Consider the following 19,268-nt stretch of genomic DNA (forward strand, 5'->3'; position numbering starts at 1 on the left):
ATCGAACGCCCGCGCCCGACGGAGGATCCATGACGACATCCCAGGCCGAACCCGCCGGCGGCGCCCTCGCGGCGCCGGCCTGGGTGCACCGCCCGGCCAACCTCGGCCAGGCGGTCACCGCGGAGCTGGTGACGCGCATCGTGCGCGGCGTGCACCCGCCCGGCACCCCGCTGCCGCCCGAACCGGCGCTGTGCGAGGCGTTCTCGGTCAGCCGCACGGTGATCCGGGAGGCCATGAAGGTGCTGCAGGAGAAGGGTCTCGTGCAGGTCCGGCAGGGCAGCGGCACCGTCGTGACCCCGTCGTCGCGATGGAACATGCTCGATGAACTCGTGCTCGGTGCGGCCGTCGCCGAGGACGAGAGCCTGGCGATCCTCGACGACCTCGTCGTCACCCGGCGCCTGCTCGAGGCGGACATGGCCAACGTCGCCGCCCGGCTGGCCGACGAGGCGACCGTCGAGCGGCTGCGGGCGACCGTCGAGCGGATGGACGAGCTCGTCGACGACCACGTGACCTACGAGGAGCACGACCGGGCCTTCCACGACGCGATCATGGAGGCCTCGGGCAACCGGATCGCCCGCGCCGTGGTGAAGTCGCTGGTGAGCCAGGTCCTGCACACCGCGCGGTACGTCGGGCGCACCGACCGGACGCTGTGCATCGCCTCGAACCTCGGGCACCGGCGCGTCTACGAGCGCATCGCCGCCCGCGACCCGGAGGGGGCCGCGGCGGCGATGTTCACCCACATCACGGATGCGTGGCTGGTCCGCCGGGGCGGCCCGACCGACGCCGAGCGGCTGCGGCGGTAGCTCAGCCCAGGCGGAACTGCTGGTTGGCGCCGCCCCAGCAGTCGTAGAGCTGGACCTGCTGGCCGTTGCCGGTGCCCCAGACGTCCAGGCACCGTCCGGATTGGACGCCGCTGATGGTGCCGTTGCTGTTGACGTTCCACTGCTGGTTGGCCTGGCCGTTGCAGCTGTAGATCTGCACGGCGGCGCCGTTGCCGGAACCGGCGGCGTCGAGGCACATGGTGCCGTACACCTGCAGCTGTTTGCTCGTGGTATTGGTCCAAGCCTGGTTCGTCCCGCCGTTGCAGTCGTAGAGCTGGACCCGGGTGCCGTTGCTGTGCGACGCGTTCGGCACGTCGACGCAGCGGCCCGACTGGGTGCCGAGAATTCGGCTCGAGCTGCCCGTCGGCGTGGGTGAGGCGGTCCCGCCGCCGCTGTTGTTGTCCAGGCCCAGGAAGGAGATCGCGTACGCGAGCTGGCCCGACATCGGCAGCTGGTGCCCGACGCCGGCGATGCTGATGCCCTCGACCGTGGCCTGCGTGCCGGTGCTGCCGTAGCGGGTCCGGGTCCAGCTGGACTGTGGATGGTCGGTGAACGCCGGGGTCTGGCTCAGCCCGCGCAGGTTGGTCCACTGCTCGATCTCCTCGCCGAAGTTCGGGTAGGCGAGGGTCGTGTCGGTGGTGCCGTGCCACAGCTGCATCCGCGGGTAGCTGCCGGTGTAGCCGGAGTACATCGCCCGGGCCTGGTCGCCCCACTGCTGCGCGCTCTTGTTGAGGTTGCCGCCGGAGCACTGGCTGTTCCACAGCGACCCGTCGCTCGTGGCGAAGCAGCCCGCGGGGACACCGGAGAACGCCGACGCCGCCGAGAACACGTCCGGATACTGCGCCGCCAGGACGTTCGTCATCATCGCCCCGGACGAGAACCCGGACACCACGATCCGGCCCGCGTCGATCGGATAGTGCGACCGGGCATAGGCCACCATCGACATGATGCCGGTCGAGTCGCTGCCGCCGTTGCGCTTGAGCGCGTTGGGGGTGGACACGTCGAAACAGCTGCCGCTGCGGGTCGCCTCGGGCAGCACGATGATGTACCCGTACCGGTCGGCCGCGCTGACGTAGTCGTGCCCGTTGCCGTTGAAGATCCCGCTCGCCGAGCCGCTGCAGTAGTGCACCAGCACCAGCAGCGCCGGCTTGGGCGCGACACTGGCCGGCACGTAGATGTACATGTTCAGGTTGGTCGGGTTGGTGCCGAACCCGGTCACGCGGGTCAGGCCGGCGGCGGCGGCCGGCCGCGTCGAGATCAGCACGGCGGCGGCGATGAGCGGCAGGGCAGCCACCACCAGCAGTGCACGCAGCATGCGACGCATGCGGCCCTCCTTCGAAGAGGAATCGGGTGCGATTTCGATGGACGGTGCCAGACGGGTCCTCGCTATTTCAAGGGTCGGCAAAACGGTTATGCGATCCTCGGCGAAATGGTCGCTCCTTGAATGCGGGCAACGAATCTGCGAGTGTTTCTGGAATCCCACCGCCTATCGCTCCCGCGCCCGCCACGCGCATTGTGAGCGGTAACAAGCAACCCCAGGAGCGTCTCGTGAAAGTTTCCGTCCGGCGCGCGCTCGCCGCCGCCGCCGGCCTGCTGTGCCTGACCGGGCTGATGCCCGCCGCCGTGGCCCGGGCCGACAACCCGATCGTGCAGACGATCTACACCGCCGACCCCGCGCCGCTGGTGTACAACGGCCGGGTCTACCTCTACACCGGCCACGACGAGGACAACTCGACGTACTTCACCATGCGCGAGTGGCGGGTCTGGTCCTCCGCCGACATGGTGAACTGGACCGACCACGGCTCGCCGATGAACCTGTCCACGTTCAGCTGGGCCAGTTCCGACGCGTGGGCCGGGCAGACGGTGTACCGCAACGGCAAGTTCTACTGGTACGTGCCGGTGCGGATGTCCAACGGCAGCAACGCGATCGGCGTCGGCGTCTCCGACAGCCCCACCGGCCCGTTCCGCGACGCCCTGGGCCGGCCGCTGGTCCAGGGCTCCGAGATCGACCCGACGGTCTTCATCGACGACGACGGGCAGGCGTACCTCTACTACGGCAACCCGAACCTCTGGTACGTGAAGCTCAACGCCGACATGATCTCACTCAACGGCAGCCCGGCGAAGATCCCGCTGACCACGGCCGGCTTCGGCACCCGCAGCGGGAACACCAGCCGCCCGACGCTGTTCGAGGAGGGCCCCTGGGTCTACAAGCGCAACGGGCTGTACTACAACGTCTTCGCCGCGAAGTGCTGCTCGGAGTACATCGCCTACTCGACCGCCACCTCGCCGACCGGGCCGTGGACGTTCCGCGGCACCGTCATGCCGACCCAGGGCGCAAGTTTCACGAACCACCCGGGCGTCGTGGACTTCAACGGCGGGTCGTACTTCTTCTACCACAACGGCGCGCTGCCCGGCGGCGGCGGCTACACCCGCTCGGTGGCCGTGGAGAAGTTCAGCTACAACAGCGACGGCACCATCCCGCAGCTGAGCATGAGCACGACGGGCGCGCCGCAGGTGGGCACGCTGAACCCGTACGTGCGCCAGGAGGCCGAGACGATCGCCTGGGAGAGCGGCGTGGAGACCGAGCCGGCGAGCGAGGGCGGGATGAACGTCGGCTGGATCGAGAACGGTGACAACATCAAGGTCAAAGGCGTCGGCTTCGGTACCGGCGCCAGCTCGTTCAGCGCGCGGGTGGCCTCGGCGACCAGCGGCGGCCGCATCGAGCTGCACCTCGACAGCGTCAACGGCACGCTCGTCGGCACGTGCACCGTCGGCGGCACCGGCGGCTGGCAGACCTGGACCACCGTCACCTGCCCGGTCAGCGGCGCGAGCGGCACCCACGACCTGTACTTCAAGTACACCGGCGGCTCCGGCAACCTGTTCAACGTGAACTGGTGGCAGTTCGCCGGCAACGGCGGCGGTGACGGCGGGGGCGGCAATCTGCTGACCAACGGCACTGTGGAGAGCGGCACCAGCGGCTGGTCGGTCTTCGGCGCCGGCTCGCTCGCGTCGAGCTCGACGGCGCACGGCGGCAGCCAGTCGCTGTCGCTGACCGGGCGCACCGCGTCGTGGAACGGCCCGGCCCAGGACGTCACGTCGAAGCTGACCAACGGCAAGAGCTACACGACGAGCGTGTGGGTCCGTTCGCAGAGCGGCACCCCGAGCGCGAAGGTGACGCTCGCCGTGACCGCCGGCGGCACGACGAGCTACCTCCAGCTGACCCCGGCCGCCACGGTGAACAGCGGCGGCTGGACCCAGCTCACCGGCACCGCCACCGTGTCCTGGTCGGGCACGCTGACCGGCGCCACGCTCTACGTCGAGACGGCGGCCGGCACCGACGGCCTGCTGGTGGACGACGCCTCACTGCAGTAGCACCCGGCTCCGGCCGCGGCGGCTCGCCGCGGCCGGAGCTGCTGCAACCTCAGACCAGGGTGCAGGCGGCGCCGTTGAGCGCGAACGCCGCCGGGCGGCCGGTGTTGCCGGTGTGCGTGGCCTGGAACCCGATCGTCGTCGAGGCACCCGGGGCGAGCGTGCCGTTGTAGCTCACGTTGCGGGCGGTCACGGCGCCGGAGGACGGGCTGTACTGCGCGTTCCAGCCCGACGTGATGGCCTGCCCGCCCGGCAGGGTGAACGTCAGTGCCCAGCCGTTGACCGCGCTGCTACCGGTGTTCGTGATCGTGATGCTCGCCGTCAGGCCGGTGTTCCAGGCGCTGATCGTGTCGCTCACGCGGCAAGAGGAACCACTCGGCGGCGGGCTGGACGGCGGCGGGCTGGACGGTGGCGGGCTCGACGGTGGCGGGCTCGACGGACCTGTTCCTGTCAGGCCGAAGAACGTGAGCGCGTAGGCGGCCATGCCGGACGAGGGCAGGGTGTGCCCGGCGCCCTGGATGCTGTACGCCTCGACCTGCACCGTGCCGCTCGAATCCGCGTACCGGCGGCGGTTCCAGCCGGACTGCGGCGTGTCGGTGGACGTCGGCGTCTGGCTCAGCCCGGCGACGTTCGTCCATTGCTCGATCTCCTCCTGCAGCAGCGAGTACGGCACGAGCGTGTCGCTGGTGCCGTGCCACAGCTGCATCCGCGGCCGTGGCCCGCTGTAGCCCGGATAGGCCTGCCGGACCGCGTCGCCCCACTGCTGCGGGGTGCGGTCCATGCCGCCGCCGGTGCACCGGCTGGAGCCGGGCGGATAGTCCGCGGCGTTGGCGAAGCAGGTGAACGGCACGCCCATGAACGCCGCGCCGGCCTTGAACACGTCCGGGTACAGGGCGAGCATCTCGTTCGTCATCATGCCGCCGGACGAGCTGCCGGTGGCGAAGACCCGGTTCGGGTCGCCGCCGTACTGCTGCTCGGCGTAGGTCACCATCGACACGATCGACACCGGGTCGCTGCCGCCGCCGCGCCGCCTGGCCGCGTCGGACCAGGTGTCGAAGCAGTTGCCGAAGCCGGCCTGCTGGGTCGCGCTGGGGTAGATGACGATGTAGCCGTACCGGTCGGCCAGGCTCGCGAACTCGCTGCCCGAGTAGAAGCCGGGGCCGGAGCCGCCGCAGCCGTGCATGGCGACCACGATCGCCGGGCGGGCGGGGCGCGCGTCGGGGACGTACACATGCATCCGCATGCCGCCCGGGTTCGCGCCGAAGTTGGTCACCTCGGTCAGGGTCGCGGCGTACGCGGGCCGCAACGCCACGAGGGTCAGCCCGGCGACCAGCAGTGCGACCGGGCCGAGCAGGAAGGTTCGGGTGAAGCGCATGCGCCTGTTACTCCTCGTCTGGTGGGACGGACACGGCGCGGCTCCCAAGCCTTCGTGTGGCATTGAGTGTGTACCTGGGACATAAAAGTGTCAATGAACTAGGCGCTAGAGTCGTGCGGTGGCCGACCCGTTCGACATCGAGGAGATCTTTCCCGACGACGACGCCGCGGTCCGGCTGCCCCGGCGGCAGTCCGGGCCCGCGCCGCAGGGCCTGGCCGTGACCCTGATGGCCGACTACACCCTGCGGACCAGGGCCTGGCTTCCGTCGGCCGCCGTCGTCGCGCTGCTCGTCGAGTCCGGGGTGAGCGAGGCGGGCGCCCGCACCGCGATCAGCCGGCTGGCCCGCCGGGGCGTGCTGCAGGGCCGCCGCGACGGCCGGCGCAGCTTCTACCGGCTGGCCGCGGCCGCGGCCGGTCAGCTCTCGGCCGGCGGGCAGTGGATCGTGGCGTCGGCGGCCGGGGCGGAGCCGTGGGACGAGTGGTGGACGCTGATCGCGTTCTCGCTGCCCCAGGACGAGCGCACCCGGCGCCGGGAGCTGCGCGGGCGGCTGCGCTGGCTGGGCTACGCCCCGCTCTACGACGGGCTGTGGATCTCGCCGCATGCGCTCACCGACCTGGCCGCCGGTCAGCTCGACGCGATCGCACCGGGGTCGCTGACCGTGTTCCGGGCGAGGCACATCGGGTTCGGTGCGATGGCGCGGCGCGAGCCGATGCAGGCGTGGGACGTCACCGCGATCGCCGGGCAGTACGACGCGTTCATCGAGCACTGGCGGCCCCTGCTGCCCCGCATCGCGGCCGGCCGGGTCGGCGGCGCGGAGGCGGTACGCGCCCGCACCGAGGTGATGGACACGTACCGCCGCTTCGCCGTGCTCGATCCGCGCCTGCCGATCCGGCTGCTCCCGTCCGGCTGGCCCCGCCCGGCGGCCGGGGACCTCTTCGCCACCGTCTACGACGGCCTGGCCCTCGCGGCCGAGGAGCACGTGCGCGCCGTCGCGACCCGGCACGGCGACGAACCGGCGACCGGCATCAGCGCGCACACGGTCGCCGAGATCCTCGCCGGCGTCGGTGTTGCCTAGCCTTCCTACAGCGTGAGGTTGCGCTGCTGCACCGTCCACTGGGTGCGGCACAGCCCGCAGGTGCTGCCGACGAAGTTGGCGCCGGCCGTCGTGTCGCCGCGCAGCCGCCACTTCAGGTAGAGCACCGCGACCCGGCCGAACTCGCCGCCGTTGGTCTGGGTGTAGGTCCCGCCGTGGCCGACGTTGAGGTTGCCCATGAACGCCGGCAGCCCGGAGGGCAGCTTGCCCCAGTCGTCCATGGCGTTGCCGTAGGCGATGTCGCCCGAGCCGCCGATGAAGTACGCGATCGGCCTGGTCAGCCGGCGCAGCTGGTAGTCGTTGTTGTCGTCGAGCAGGCCGCTGCTGAAGATCATGGTCGTGGTCACCCGCGAATCGTTGGAGACCTCGTAGGCCTCCAGCCCGCCGCAGGACCAGCCGGCCACGGCGATCTTCGATGTGTCCAGCTTGCCGTAGTACTTGCTGCCCGAGCGGCTGTTCTCCGCCACCGCCCAGTCCATCGACTGGGTCAGCATCGACGCGGTCGTACTGCCCGAGCCGTTGGGGCTACCGCTGGCCAGGACCAGGAAGCCGTGCGAGGCGATCTCGCGCAGGAACGGCAGCGAGGCCGTGCCGTTGGCCGAGCAGCCGCCCTCACCCCAGACGAAGATGGGCATCTTCTGGGCCGGCAGGCTCTCCGGCCGGTAGATGGTGTGGTTGGGCAGGCTCCCGGACGTCTCGTAGCCGGCCGGGCACGGACCCGATCCGCCGCCGGTGCCCGTGTTCGTGCACCCCAATCCGGTGCCAGGGCTCTGGCTGGCACTTGGACTCGTGCTCGGGCTGGCACTCGGGCTGGTGCTCGGACTCGGCGACGACGTGCCGCCGACCTCGCCGGTGCAGGCGACGCCGTTGAGGACGAACGCGGCCGGACTCGGGTTGGCGCCGGTCCAGCTGCCGTTGAAGCCGAACGCGACGGTGCCGCCGCTGGCGATCGCGCCGTTGTAGGCCGCGTTCACCACGCTCACCTGGGCGCCGGACTGGGTCGCGGTGCCGTTCCAGAGCTGGGTGATGGTCTGGCCGGCGCCGAAGGACCAGGTCAGGGTCCAGCCGGTGACGGCGTCGCCGAGGTTGGTGACGGTGACGCCGGCGCCGAAGCCGCCGGGCCAGGAACTGGTCACGGTGTAGCTGACCCGGCAGCCGGCGGCGGCCTGGGCGGTGCTCGTCACCAGGACGGCGCCGCCGGTGGCGAGGGCGACGCCGAGCGCGCCGGCGATGAGGGTGCTGCTGCGGTAGCGGGATGCGGGCATCCGAATCCTCCGTGGGCGGGCAGGGGCGGGCGGACCGCCGGGACGTCTCCGCCCCGCGGCCCGCCGGCCGATCGATGGAACAAGCACGGCTCCCGCCCGATGCTCGCCAGTCAGTGTGCCCACGGCCCCCGAAACTGTCAATCGATGGTCGTCACCGGCTCCAGCGCTGGTTGCCGGCCGCCGTGCAGGTCCACAGCTGCACCGGCGTGTTGTTGGCGGTGCCGGCGCCGGAGACGTCGAGGCACAGGCCGGAGGCGGCGCTGCTGACCGTGCCGTTGCTGTTGAAATTCCACCGCTGGTTGGTGCCGCCGCTGCAGTCCCAGATCTGCACCCGGGTGCCGGCCGTGGCGCCGGTCGGCGCGTCGAGGCACTTGCCGAGCGACTGCAGGGTGCCGTTGGTGGCGGTCCAGCGCTGGTTGGCGTTGCCGTTGCAGTCCCAGATGATCGGCTGGGTGCCGTTGGCGGTGTTGCTGCCGGGCACGTCGAGGCAGCGCCCCGACGCGGCGCCGATCAGCGCGGAACCGGTGCCACCGCCGCCGCCCGTCGTCTCCAGGCTGCCGGGCACCGAGCGCAGGGCGCTGTACCAGGCCGCCGCCATTTTGTCGTAGCCGCCGGCGGTCGGGTGGATGCCGTCGATCAGGTCGCCGGTGCCGAGCACGCTGTGCATGTCGACCAGGTGCACGTGCTTGCCGGCGTTGGCCTTGCTCTGCACGATCCCGGGCACGGCCGCGTTGAACGTGCGGGCCGCCGACTCCTGCCCCGAGTTGGCCAGCGGGATGATGGTGGCGACGAAAATTTCCGCGTTCGGCGCCGTCGCGGTGATGTGGTCGATGAGCGTCGAGAGCCGGCCCGGCGCGCCGGAGACGTTGTAGTTCTGCAGGATGTCGTTGGTCCCGATGTGCAGCAGCACCGTGCGCGGCGTGGTGGTGCGCAGCCAGCCGGTGATGTTCGCGTCGATCTGGTCGATCCGCCAGCCGGGGTGCCCCTCGTGGTCGTGGTCGCCCAGGTTGGCGGGGCCGTTGTACTGCGAGCCGACGAAGTCGACCCGGTAGCCGCCCGCCGCCAGGCGCTGCCACAGCCCGATGCGGTACCCGCCGGGCACCTGCGTGCCTTCGGTGATCGAGTCGCCCAGCGGCATGACCCGCACGCCCCCGTTGGACTCCGCGGCAGCGGCGGGCGCGTGCAGCACCGCGGCCCCGAGGGCGGCTGTCAATGTGAGCGCTACCAACCGTGTCCAGCGTACCGACTTGCGCATTCCACGCTCCCGTCGCGACGGTTATTCCATTGCCGGTCACCGATTGACCAGCGGCGCCAGAATGCGCGTCCCCCCGGTCGAGGTCAAGGCGGGTTTTGCGTTATCCAGGAGCTACTACGGAAGTCGATGGACGGCCTCTTGAACGCCGCCGGACATTGTGGCAACGTCACGAAGTGGCGGACCTCCCCCGCCACACCCCGCCCCCTCGTCGCCGCCGGCGTCCGGCCCCGCCAGGCCCGGACTGTTAGCGCTCACATATCGTGCGGCGATGTGGTACCGCAGAGGAGTACCAGATGCATGGATCAAGACCCTGGCTGGCCCGCACGGTGACGCTGCTGCTCGCGGCCGGCGCCGCCGTGTGGTTCATCGGCGTGCGCACCGCCGAGCCGGCCCAGGCGCTGCCCAACAACCTCGCCCTGACCCCGCCGATGGGCTGGAACGACTGGAACGCGTACGGCTGCAACGTCTCGGAGACCCTGGTCAAGCAGACCGCCGACAAGATCGTGTCCAGCGGGCTGGCGGCCGCGGGCTACCAGTACGTGAACATCGACGACTGCTGGATGCAGCACAGCCGCGACGCGTCGGGCAACCTGCAGCCGGACTTCGGCAAGTTCCCCGACGGCATCTCCGGCACCGCCGCCTACGTGCACAGCAAGGGCCTCAAGCTCGGCATCTACGAGGACGCCGGGACGCTGACCTGCGCCGGCTACCCGGGCAGCCTCGGCCACGAGCAGCAGGACGCGCGCACGTTCGCGGCGTGGGGCGTGGACTACCTCAAGTACGACAACTGCAGCAACAACGGCAGTTCCACGACCCAGCAGTACATCGCCCGCTACTCGGCGATGCGCGACGCGCTGGCCGCCACCGGGCGCCCGATCGTCTACAGCATCTGCGAGTGGGGCGTCAACGCGCCGTGGACCTGGGCGCCGAACGTCGGCAACCTGTGGCGGACCACGGGCGACATCCAGGCCAACTTCGGCAGCGTGCTGAACATCTTCCACCAGAACGTCGGGCTGGCCTCGTACGCCGGGCCGGGCGCCTGGAACGACCCGGACATGCTCGAGGTCGGCAACGGGATGTCCGCCACCGAGGACCGGGCCCACTTCAGCCTGTGGGCGCAGATGGCCGCCCCGCTGCTGGCCGGCAACAACCTGGTCAACGCGAGCGCCACCACGCTGTCGATCCTGGGCAACAAGGCGGTGATCGCGGTCGACCAGGATTCGGCCGGCAAGCAGGGCCGGATGGTCAGCTCCTCCGGCGGGCTCGACGTGCTGGCCAAGCCGCTCGCCAACGGTGACGTGTCGGTGGTGCTGTTCAACGAGAACACCACGACCGCGACGATCAGCACCACGGCCGCCGCGATCGGCAAGTCCGGCGCGTCGTCGTACGCGCTGACCGACCTGTGGAGCGGGGCGAGCAGCAGCACGAGCGGCACGATCAGCGCGAGCGTGCCCGGGCACGGCGTGGTGATGTACCGGGTCGCGGGCGGTACCACGGGCAACCCGGGCGGCTCCACGACCACGATCCGCGGCACGGGCTCCGGCCGCTGCCTCGACGACCCCAACGGCAGCACGACCAACGGCGTGCAGCTGGTGATCTGGGACTGCAACGGCGGCGCGAACCAGCAGTGGACGTACACCGGGTCCAAGCAGCTGCAGGTGCTCGGCAAGTGCCTCGACGCGTACAACAACCAGACCTCGCCGGGCACGAAGGTGGAGATCTGGGACTGCAACGGCCAGGCCAACCAGCAGTGGAACGTGAACGCCAACGGCACCATCACCGGCGTGCAGTCCGGGCTGTGCCTGGACGTGAGCGGCGGCGGTACCGCGAACAACTCGCTCGTGCAGCTGTGGACCTGCACCGGCGGCACCAACCAGCGCTGGACCCGGGCATGAACCGCCGCGGGACCGCCGCCCTCGCCATGGCCGCGCTGACCGTCGCCGGCGTGCTGGTCGCGGCCGGGGTCGCGGCGGCCGCCACCGCCGCGCCGATCGTCGGGCAGCAGTCCGGCCGCTGCGTCGATGTGCCCAACGCGTCGACGACCAACGGCACGCAGGTGCAGCTCTACGACTGCAGCGGCCAGGCCAACCAGGCCTTCGCCGCGACAAGCGACAAGCAGCTGCAGGTGTACGGCACGAAGTGCCTCGACGCGAGCAACCGCGGGACGGCCAACGGCACCGCGGTCATCATCTGGGACTGCAACGGCCAGACGAACCAGCAGTGGAACGTCAACGCCGACGGCACCATCACCGGCGTGCAGTCGGGGCTCTGCCTCGACGCCAACGGCGCCGCCACCGCCAACGGCACCAAGCTGATCCTGTGGAGCTGCAACGGCGGCGCGAACCAGCGCTGGAGCCAGTCGACGGGCACCACGACCCCGCCGCCGTCCGGTTCGGGGCCGTGCGACCTCTACGCCGCCGGCGGCACCCCGTGCGTCGCGGCGCACAGCACCACCCGGGCCCTGCTGCGGTCGTACTCCGGCCGGCTGTACCAGGTCCGGCGCTCCTCGGACAACGCGACGCGGGACATCGCGACGCGCAGCACCGGAGGCACGGCCGACGGCAACGCCCAGGACGCGTTCTGCTCGGGCACGACGTGTGTCATCACCGTGGTGTACGACCAGTCCGGCCACGGCAACGACCTGTGGTACCAGGGCTCGTCGGTGGTCCCGGGCTCCAGCTCCAGCAGCCCGGCCCGGGCCACGACGGAGTCGCTGACCGTGGGCGGGGCGAAGGCGTACTCGCTGTACATCAATCCGGGCAACAGCTACTGGCGCGACGGGCACCTCACCGGCGTCCCGACCGGCTCGGCGCCCGAGGGCATGTACATGGTCACGTCGGGCACGCACGTCAACAGCGGCTGCTGCTTCGACTACGGCAACAGCGAGACCACCCGCAAGGCCGACGCCGCCGGCGCCATGGATGCCATCAACTTCGGCACCCAGTGCTGGTTCGGCGGCTGCTCCGGGACCGGCCCGTGGGTGCAGGCCGATCTGGAGTGGGGCCTGTACCCGGGCGGCAGCCAGTCCTGGAACGCCAACCAGCGGGCGTTCACCAGCAAGTTCGTGACCGCCACCCTGAAGAACAACGGCACCTCGCGGTTCGCGATGAAGGGCAGCAACGCCCAGTCCGGCAGCCTGTACACCCTCTGGGACGGCGGCCTGCCCGGCGGCTACAGCCCGATGAAGAAGCAGGGGGCGATCATCCTCGGCAGCGGCGGCGACTGCTGCAAGCCCGGCGGGGGTGCCAACCTCAGCGCGGGCACGTTCTACGAGGGTGCGATGGTCGCCGGCTACCCGTCCGACGCCACCGAGAATGCGGTCCAGGCCAACATCGTGGCCGCCGGCTACCGCTGAAATTTTCAGCCGGTGCGGCTCCGAAACTTCCGGAGCCGCACCACCCGGCGGACCTGGCTTGATCGGCTCCTCCGGGCCGATCAGCGCGGAGGCACTTTACGAAAGTATTCCGGAAAGTCTTGCTCGCCTCTTCCGGTGCGTGTCAGCATGGCTTCGCATCGACCCCCACCGCTCTCCGGCCGGGTCGCGCCTTCCACCGACACCCCGCACTGCGTGGCCGCTCCCGCCAGGCCCCGCAGGCGGTGGCGGGCGTCCCGGCCGGAGCATCAGAAGGAGGCCCCAGTGGCAGCAAGACCCCGCATCCGGGCGCTGATCGGCGGCGCCCTCGCCGCCGGCGTCGCCGTGGTCGGCGCGATGGCGATGATCCCGGACGCGAACGCCGCGGCGAGCACCCTCGGCGCCGCGGCCGCCCAGTCCGGCCGGTACTTCGGCACCGCCATCGCCGCCAGCCGCCTGAGCAACTCGACGTACACCACCATCGCCGGCCGCGAGTTCAACATGATCACGGCCGAGAACGAGATGAAGCCCGACGCCACCGAACCGAACCGCGGGCAGTTCAACTTCAGCTCCGGCGACCAGATCTACAACTGGGCCACCCAGCGCGGCATGAAGGTCCGCGGGCACACCCTGGCCTGGCACGCCCAGCAGCCTGGCTTCTGGGGCAGCCTCAGCGGCAGCGGCCTGCGCCAGGCGATGATCGACCACATCAACGGCGTGATGTCGCACTACAAGGGCAAGCTCGCCTACTGGGACGTGGTCAACGAGGCGTTCAACGAGGACGGCAGCCGCCGCCAGTCGAACCTGCAGGGCACCGGCAACGACTGGATCGAGGTGGCGTTCCGCACCGCGCGCAACGCCGACCCGTCGGTGAAGCTGTGTTACAACGACTACAACATCGAGAACTGGTCGTACGGCAAGACGCAGGGTGTGTACAACATGATCCGGGACTTCAAGTCCCGCGGTGTGCCGATCGACTGCGTCGGGCTGCAGACCCACTTCACCGGCGGCAGCTCCCTGCCGTCGAACTTCCAGACCACCCTGCAGAACTTCGCCAACCTCGGCGTCGACGTGGCGCTGACCGAGGTCGACGTCACCAACTCCTCGACGTCGCAGTACGCGGGGCTCACCCAGGCCTGCATGAACGTCTCGCGCTGCGTCGGCATCACCGTCTGGGGCGTGCGGGACAGCGACTCGTGGCGCTCCGGTGAGAGCCCGCTGCTGTTCGACGGCAACGGCAACAAGAAGGCCGCGTACACCTCGGTGCTCAACGCCCTCAACGCCGCCAGCCCGACCACGTCGCCGACCGGCGGCGGCACCACCTCGCCGACGCCCACGACCTCGCCGACCTCGGGGGGCGGCGGCTCGGGCCGGATCGTCGGCGCCCAGTCGGGCCGCTGCATCGACGTGCCCAACGCGTCGCAGAACAACGGCACCCGGGTCCAGCTCTACGACTGCCACGGCCAGTCGAACCAGCAGTGGACCTACACCTCCAGCAAGCAGCTGCAGGTCTACGGCAGCCGCTGCCTCGACGCCGCCGGCTCCGGCAACGGCGCCGCGGTGCAGATCTACAGCTGCAACGGCCAGGCCAACCAGCAGTGGAACCTCAACAGCAACGGCACCATCACCGGCGTGCAGTCCGGACGCTGCCTCGACGTCTGGGGCACCGGCAACGGCCAGCAGGTCCAGATCTACGACTGCAACGGCCAGGCGAACCAGCGCTTCAGCCTGAGCTGATCTCGTCCGAGCTCTGCTCAGCTGAACTGAGGGATCGAGGGACGTGATGTGGCGGCCGCCGGCGCGGCCGCCACGTCACCGCCACCCGTAACCGAACGTAGTCCCCTACTTCGCCTGACACGCGACGGCTGTTGCCTGGCCGCGCGTTGTCTGCGGCATGAGCGGACGCTGGCTACGATCCGCGCTGAGCCCGACTACCGTACCGCCCACATCGGGCGGCATGCAGGCGGGCAGTTCTTCGCTGACGTCACCGGCGCCTACAACGTCGTCTTCGGCCTCATCGATGAGACCACCGACGACCCGCACGAGGGCCACGGCGCGCCACGGGCTGAGCTCTATCCGCAGAGGCTTGGCTTCCACGAGCCGTGGAACGGCGAATACGACACCTAAGACGCTGAGATGGCCGACCGCAGCGCGATGACTGCGGCAGATATGCGCACGTGATCAAGCGCATTGATGAGCCCGGCGTGTTATGTCTCGTCGGCACTGGGCCGGAGTTGATCCCATTGCACGTCGAAGCAGACAAGCCCCCGTTCGGCGGCCATCCGGGCGCAGGCCGCGGAAACCTCGTCGGCCATGCTATACCGCATGGCGAAGTAGATGATCGGGCCTGACGCGTTGTTCATCAGCGGCGCGTCGGACCATGGGCTTGTGTCGTCGACGTCCCGCGGGTCGCCCATCTCGTACCACCGGTCCAGCAGCGCATCCACGTACGCTCTGATCGCGGGCGTGGGTGGCGAGTCGGCTGTGGCGATGTACCGGTCGTACAGCGCCGAGAACACCTTGCCGGCATCCGGCTCGTCAGGGCGATCGCCTTCCCAGACGGCGAGGTCGTACGTCATGGGCAGTGAGTATGCATCGGCCGGATGACCATGACCAGTGGCGCGCAACGCGGCATGAGCGGATGCCTCAGCGCTTTCGGACGCCCCCGATGACCCGCCTCTCCTATGCTGTGGCAGCCTGCGCGAAGAAGGCCGGGCCGGGCCTGACCGCATGAGTCTTGAACAAGGAGAATCGCTGGTGGGAATGGTCCTGATCGGACGCCGACTGTCGGCCGACGAGGAACGGCAAGTGCTCGACGATCCGGCAACGGTCGACACGCTGCTGTACGGCGACCTCGACACCGACGAAGCCGAGATGCCCGAACCTGAGCTGGATCTGCACAAATTCTGGCATGCCATCCATTACGTGCTTACCGGAACCGCATGGGACGTGGACGACAACGCCGGCGCGGCCGTGCTCGGCGGCGACGACATCGGCGAGGACAACGGGTACGGACCGGCCAGGCTGCTCAGCTCGGACAAGGTTCGGGTCGTGGCCGCAGCCCTCGATGCGATCGACCTTGCAACACTGCGGAACCGTTTCGTGCCGGAGGCTCTGACGGCCGCCGACATCTACCCGGCGATCTAGGACCAAGCCGACGCGGACTTCGACACCTACCTTGCGCCCTACTTTGCGCAGCTCCGGTCGTTCTACAGTGTCGCTGCGGCCAACGGCCAGGCAGTCCTGCTCGCACTCACCTGACGCCTAGAAGACGCACCACTCGCGGCAGCTGTCGCCGTTGTATTGAATTGACCGTGTCGTCGCAGTACGCGCTCGAACGGCACACGTGCCGCGCGACTGACCTCAAGATCCGCAATCCACTCGGCAGTTGCGGATACCGAGCGTCGACCCGGTTCGTCATGCTGCGTTGCGCGCGGATCGCGGCATGAGCGTGCGTCGCTTACCTGGGGCCGTGCCAGAAGTCGCCGTCCCGGTCAGTGAGCCGGTGCGTCAAGGTCTGCGCCCCTTCCAGCCACGTCTCAACGGGCGCCCCGGTGTCATCCTCGGATCTTGCGAGCCAGTCGGTTGCTGCCTGCCGAAGGGCGCCGTGTGCGTCAGCGATCGGTGTTTTGCCTGTTTCGAAAAGGTCTGCGAGATCCGCCCAGGCCCCGTAGAGCGCGCCACCGTGCGGCAGCCAGTCCAACGCTCCCTGGAGGCGCCCCGGGATTTCGAGGGCGGCCTCGTACGCATCCCATGGCTGTACGGAATCGAGGATCGCCTGAGCGAGCGGATCTATTTCGGTAGCGAGCAGCTGAGACTCGCGTTCTTCGTCCTGATCGGAGGCCACGGTTCATCTTCCCAGCGAGGAGGCAGGCGCCATCCGCTCGCCGGCACGACCGGACACCTCGAGCTCAGCATTCGGGACAGTCCTCCGTGATCAACGGAAGGGCGGCGGCGCCTGGCGTCGTGGGCGCCGCGCTCGAAGGGGTCGCGGCAACAGGCGGTCCGCGGGGGCGATGCCGCCGGGATTGCAAATCGGGACGCCGCCGACGCCGAACAGGTCGTACCGTCCAGGCTGTGAACATGGTAGTGCTGCTGTGCGGCGACTTCGGCGGGCCGTGTCCGAGCTGCGGCGCAGCGGTCGCGTTCCACGTGGCGGAGGCCGTTGACGCCGGCCGGGTCATGTGGACCGCCACGTCGCGCTGCGGCGGCTGCGGCTACATCGAGCAGGACCGTGCCTCGCCGGCGGAGTTCGACGACGTTGCCGGCATCGTCAGGCTGACCCTCGTTGCCCAGGTCGGGCTCACCCGGCTGCATGCCGACCCGGACGAGAACCGGGCGCTACGGCTGCGGTCCCTCGCCGTGTTCCGCCGGCGAGGAGCAACGATCCACGAGGTGGCCGACGCGTACGCGGCCCTCACCGGCCCTGGCCTCACCGGGACGCCCGCTGAGATGTCGGTCCTGGCGGAACACCTGACCGCCGAAGGCGTCCGGGTCACCTTGCAGCCCCATCACGCCGATCGCAACGAGAACGCATCAGCGCGACCAGCGTCCAGATCCGGACGGGCAGCTCGGCCGCCGCAATAGCCGACGCCCACCAGCTGCACTTCATCGGCCGCACGGGGACGCCCCAGCATCGGCAAGTCAGTGACCATCCGCGAGGGGCGCCGGGCGGCCGGCGCGTGCCCGCGGCGGCGGATGTGCGCGCCCGATCAAGCGCCGCGCGCATGTCCAAGCCAGGGTCTTGACCGTGGGAGAGAATAGGCGTGTGGATCGCTTCGAGGGTCGGTGCTGGCTGGACTGGTGGGCAAACTCATCCACCTTGCTCGGCGGCGCTGAGGTCGCGGTTGTCATCGCCGCCACCGTCGGCGGTTGGGAGGCCGAGGGGGCACCTGCTCAGCGATGACGCCGGGGAGCGTGAGGGGTTCGCGTTTCTCGGCGAGCTCGATCCGGTCTTCATGCTGAGATTCGAAGACCAAAGCGCGATCCCCGTGACGGTACACACGCTCGGGGAAGGCGGCCGGTTCGTCCTGACGGAGTACACCGGTCCTGCGCACCGGACGATCAACTATCAGATTGATCTATAACCTGTGCATCGCACCGAGCGCATACGAGTGCAGTTGGCGAGGACGGGCTGCCAGAACGAGCTGACAGCGGCATGTTGTGCGCCGGTACCCTGGCCGGATGCAGCAGCCTCCGGACGGTCCGCGCTACTGGGACCCCGTTCCGCATATCGCTCCAGTGTTCGGTTCCCTGCCGGCGCGGCAGCTGCGGCCGGCCCCCGAGTACGTGTTCTGCGGCAACTGGGAGGAGCGGAACTGGCGCAACGTCCCCGGCCCCTTCTACGGCGCGATGACGGACAGCTGCTTGGTCGGTCGGCAGAGCGCGCCCAGGCACATCCTGTACTGCGACGACGATGACTACGGGGCGGAGTTCTTGTACCGGCAGCCACACACTGTGGACGAGCTGCGCGACGTGCTCGCCGGGATGCGTGACGATCCCTGGTCCGGGTGGGCGTGCGACGGCGACTCGCAGTGGACTCCTGACCTGGTGCGCGCGTGGTGGCGCGATCGCGGTCGCCTACGGGAATGGATCCTGCGAAAGCAGAAGGAATGGGGCAGCGAGGGCCTGCCGACCGACGAGCACGAAGGGGCCGGCCTTACCGACTACCTCGGCTACCTCGACTCCGAACTGGCCAGAGACCTTCGCTGCTACATGTATTTCCTCGAGAACGGGCGTGGCCCGATCGGTGACGAGCGTCTGCCCGCGCTTTAGCCGGACCGGGCCCGCGATGCACGAAATCGCCAGCGGTCGGCTGAACCTGTGCGCGTAACGCTGCGGTCCTACTCCGCGACGCTGTCCTGGCCGGATGATCCGGACATGCGCGTCGACGTAACGCCGCACGGCGCCGCGGACTGCTCGATCGCGCTACGAGACGGCACCCGATGGTACGACCTCATGGCCTTCGGTGACTGCGAACCGCAGTGGACGACAATCGCGAACATCGCCGGTGTCATTCCACGTGGCGCGCTCCTGCCACGATCTCGCGGCCTGGAGATCGCGCGGACGGCTGCGACGGACGGTCCAGAGGCCTTGCGCACCGCGCACAGCTGGCGCCCGGTCCCGTCGTGGGTGGCCGACCGCGGTGAGTACCTGGTCCGCGATATCCCGGAGGCCCTTCTGGACCAGGCGGGCGATGAATTCATGACGATCGCCGGACACGCGGACAGGACCAGCCACCCGCCGGCCGGCGTTCGACGCTTGGCGTACCTGCTGGGCCTTTACAACAAGGCCATGAGCAGTGGCCTCGGCTCCGCCTCACCGAAACGCCGGCGGAATCGTGGGGCGAAGCGATCAGTGCGTGCGACGAGTTCGGTCTGACCGACGTGGCCGCCCTGCTGCGCCGCCTCGACCCCAGCGTGCCGGACTTCGGACTCACCACCGGGACGTACAGCGAGTACATCCATCTCACCACGGTGGGCGGATGGCACGGCGACGACGCGATCCGCACGGCACTGCGACGCCGGGTCGAGCAGGCACCAGCCGAGTACGGCGTACACGAGACGCCGCCGCCACCTCCAACAGCGCGATACGACGAACTCCTGCCGACGGAGTCCGTAGCGTTCCTGCGCAGCCTGGCCGAGCTCACCGAGATCTGAAGCGGCGACCGGACGCGCTCCGACAGCAGCTGCAAGACCATCAGGCCGTAGGCCGCGATGATTCCGCCTTGTCATGCAA

17 protein-coding genes and 1 pseudogene are annotated in these 19,268 nt (G+C 69.7%); 12 read left to right on the forward strand and 6 right to left on the reverse strand.

What is annotated here, in order from left to right:
- The first annotated feature begins 29 nt into the window (after positions 1-29).
- Positions 30-803: a FadR/GntR family transcriptional regulator gene (locus ACQP00_RS29040; RefSeq protein ID WP_433200588.1), complete on the forward strand. Its 774-nt coding sequence runs from the start codon at positions 30-32 to the stop codon at positions 801-803.
- 1 nt (position 804) lies between these two features.
- Here ACQP00_RS29040 and ACQP00_RS29045 read toward each other — a convergent pair whose 3' ends face one another.
- On the reverse strand, positions 805-2,145 hold the full coding sequence (locus ACQP00_RS29045; RefSeq protein ID WP_433200591.1) for an extracellular catalytic domain type 1 short-chain-length polyhydroxyalkanoate depolymerase: 1,341 nt from the start codon (positions 2,143-2,145) through the stop codon (positions 805-807).
- Positions 2,146-2,432: 287 nt separating this feature from the next.
- Here ACQP00_RS29045 and ACQP00_RS29050 point away from each other — a divergent pair, with 287 nt between their 5' ends.
- Positions 2,433-4,193: a family 43 glycosylhydrolase gene (locus ACQP00_RS29050; protein WP_433224034.1), complete on the forward strand. Its 1,761-nt coding sequence runs from the start codon at positions 2,433-2,435 to the stop codon at positions 4,191-4,193.
- A 49-nt stretch (positions 4,194-4,242) separates the two neighbouring features.
- Here the strand turns inward: ACQP00_RS29050 and ACQP00_RS29055 are convergent, their stop codons facing one another.
- Positions 4,243-5,565 (reverse strand): extracellular catalytic domain type 1 short-chain-length polyhydroxyalkanoate depolymerase, encoded by a 1,323-nt coding sequence (locus ACQP00_RS29055; RefSeq protein WP_433200595.1) that lies wholly within the window; start codon positions 5,563-5,565, stop codon positions 4,243-4,245.
- Positions 5,566-5,683: 118 nt separating this feature from the next.
- Here ACQP00_RS29055 and ACQP00_RS29060 point away from each other — a divergent pair, with 118 nt between their 5' ends.
- Positions 5,684-6,640 carry a PaaX family transcriptional regulator gene (locus ACQP00_RS29060; protein WP_433200598.1) on the forward strand — a complete coding sequence of 319 codons (957 nt, stop codon included), beginning with the start codon at positions 5,684-5,686 and terminating at the stop codon, positions 6,638-6,640.
- Positions 6,641-6,645: 5 nt separating this feature from the next.
- On the opposite strand, the gene ACQP00_RS29065 is transcribed toward ACQP00_RS29060, so the two are convergent.
- The gene (locus ACQP00_RS29065) at positions 6,646-7,923 is read right to left on the reverse strand and encodes a cellulose binding domain-containing protein (RefSeq protein WP_433200601.1); all 1,278 of its coding nucleotides are present in this window, start codon (positions 7,921-7,923) and stop codon (positions 6,646-6,648) included.
- Between the two features lie 151 nt (positions 7,924-8,074).
- A complete protein-coding gene (locus ACQP00_RS29070) occupies positions 8,075-9,178 on the reverse strand; it encodes a ricin-type beta-trefoil lectin domain protein (RefSeq protein ID WP_433200604.1) in 1,104 nt (367 codons plus the stop codon).
- Positions 9,179-9,471: 293 nt separating this feature from the next.
- On the opposite strand from ACQP00_RS29070, the gene ACQP00_RS29075 reads away from it, so the two are divergent.
- The 4 genes from ACQP00_RS29075 (at position 9,472) to ACQP00_RS29090 (ending at position 14,657) form a co-directional block, all read left to right on the forward strand.
- The gene (locus ACQP00_RS29075) at positions 9,472-11,073 is read left to right on the forward strand and encodes a glycoside hydrolase family 27 protein (protein ID WP_433200607.1); all 1,602 of its coding nucleotides are present in this window, start codon (positions 9,472-9,474) and stop codon (positions 11,071-11,073) included.
- On the forward strand, positions 11,070-12,533 hold the full coding sequence (locus ACQP00_RS29080) for an arabinofuranosidase catalytic domain-containing protein (protein ID WP_433200610.1): 1,464 nt from the start codon (positions 11,070-11,072) through the stop codon (positions 12,531-12,533). The genes ACQP00_RS29075 and ACQP00_RS29080 overlap by 4 nt, the downstream gene beginning before the upstream one ends.
- Positions 12,534-12,815: 282 nt before the next feature.
- Positions 12,816-14,267, forward strand: a complete 1,452-nt coding sequence (locus tag ACQP00_RS29085) for an endo-1,4-beta-xylanase (RefSeq protein ID WP_433200613.1) — start codon at positions 12,816-12,818, stop codon at positions 14,265-14,267.
- Between the two features lie 48 nt (positions 14,268-14,315).
- Positions 14,316-14,657 carry a hypothetical protein gene (locus tag ACQP00_RS29090; RefSeq protein WP_433200616.1) on the forward strand — a complete coding sequence of 114 codons (342 nt, stop codon included), beginning with the start codon at positions 14,316-14,318 and terminating at the stop codon, positions 14,655-14,657.
- Between the two features lie 80 nt (positions 14,658-14,737).
- On the opposite strand, the gene ACQP00_RS29095 is transcribed toward ACQP00_RS29090, so the two are convergent.
- Positions 14,738-15,109 (reverse strand): hypothetical protein, encoded by a 372-nt coding sequence (locus ACQP00_RS29095; RefSeq protein ID WP_433200619.1) that lies wholly within the window; start codon positions 15,107-15,109, stop codon positions 14,738-14,740.
- A 184-nt stretch (positions 15,110-15,293) separates the two neighbouring features.
- Here ACQP00_RS29095 and ACQP00_RS29100 point away from each other — a divergent pair.
- A pseudogene (locus ACQP00_RS29100) lies at positions 15,294-15,791 on the forward strand (YfbM family protein).
- 199 nt (positions 15,792-15,990) lie between these two features.
- Here the strand turns inward: ACQP00_RS29100 and ACQP00_RS29105 are convergent.
- On the reverse strand, positions 15,991-16,377 hold the full coding sequence (locus ACQP00_RS29105; RefSeq protein WP_433200622.1) for a hypothetical protein: 387 nt from the start codon (positions 16,375-16,377) through the stop codon (positions 15,991-15,993).
- A 230-nt stretch (positions 16,378-16,607) separates the two neighbouring features.
- On the opposite strand from ACQP00_RS29105, the gene ACQP00_RS29110 reads away from it, so the two are divergent.
- The 4 genes from ACQP00_RS29110 to ACQP00_RS29125 all read left to right on the forward strand — a co-directional run bounded on the left by ACQP00_RS29110 (position 16,608) and on the right by ACQP00_RS29125 (position 19,189).
- On the forward strand, positions 16,608-17,117 hold the full coding sequence (locus ACQP00_RS29110; protein WP_433200625.1) for a hypothetical protein: 510 nt from the start codon (positions 16,608-16,610) through the stop codon (positions 17,115-17,117).
- Between the two features lie 597 nt (positions 17,118-17,714).
- Positions 17,715-18,305, forward strand: coding sequence for a hypothetical protein (locus tag ACQP00_RS29115; protein ID WP_433200628.1), 591 nt, complete (start codon positions 17,715-17,717; stop codon positions 18,303-18,305).
- Positions 18,306-18,410: 105 nt separating this feature from the next.
- A complete protein-coding gene (locus ACQP00_RS29120) occupies positions 18,411-18,911 on the forward strand; it encodes a hypothetical protein (protein WP_433200631.1) in 501 nt (166 codons plus the stop codon).
- Positions 18,912-18,916: 5 nt separating this feature from the next.
- Entirely contained in the window at positions 18,917-19,189 is a 273-nt protein-coding gene (locus ACQP00_RS29125; RefSeq protein WP_433200634.1) for a hypothetical protein, read from the forward strand.
- Positions 19,190-19,268 lie beyond the last annotated feature (79 nt).

It is taken from the genome of Dactylosporangium sp. CS-047395 (assembly GCF_050942185.1).
GTDB lineage: Bacteria > Actinomycetota > Actinomycetes > Mycobacteriales > Micromonosporaceae > Dactylosporangium.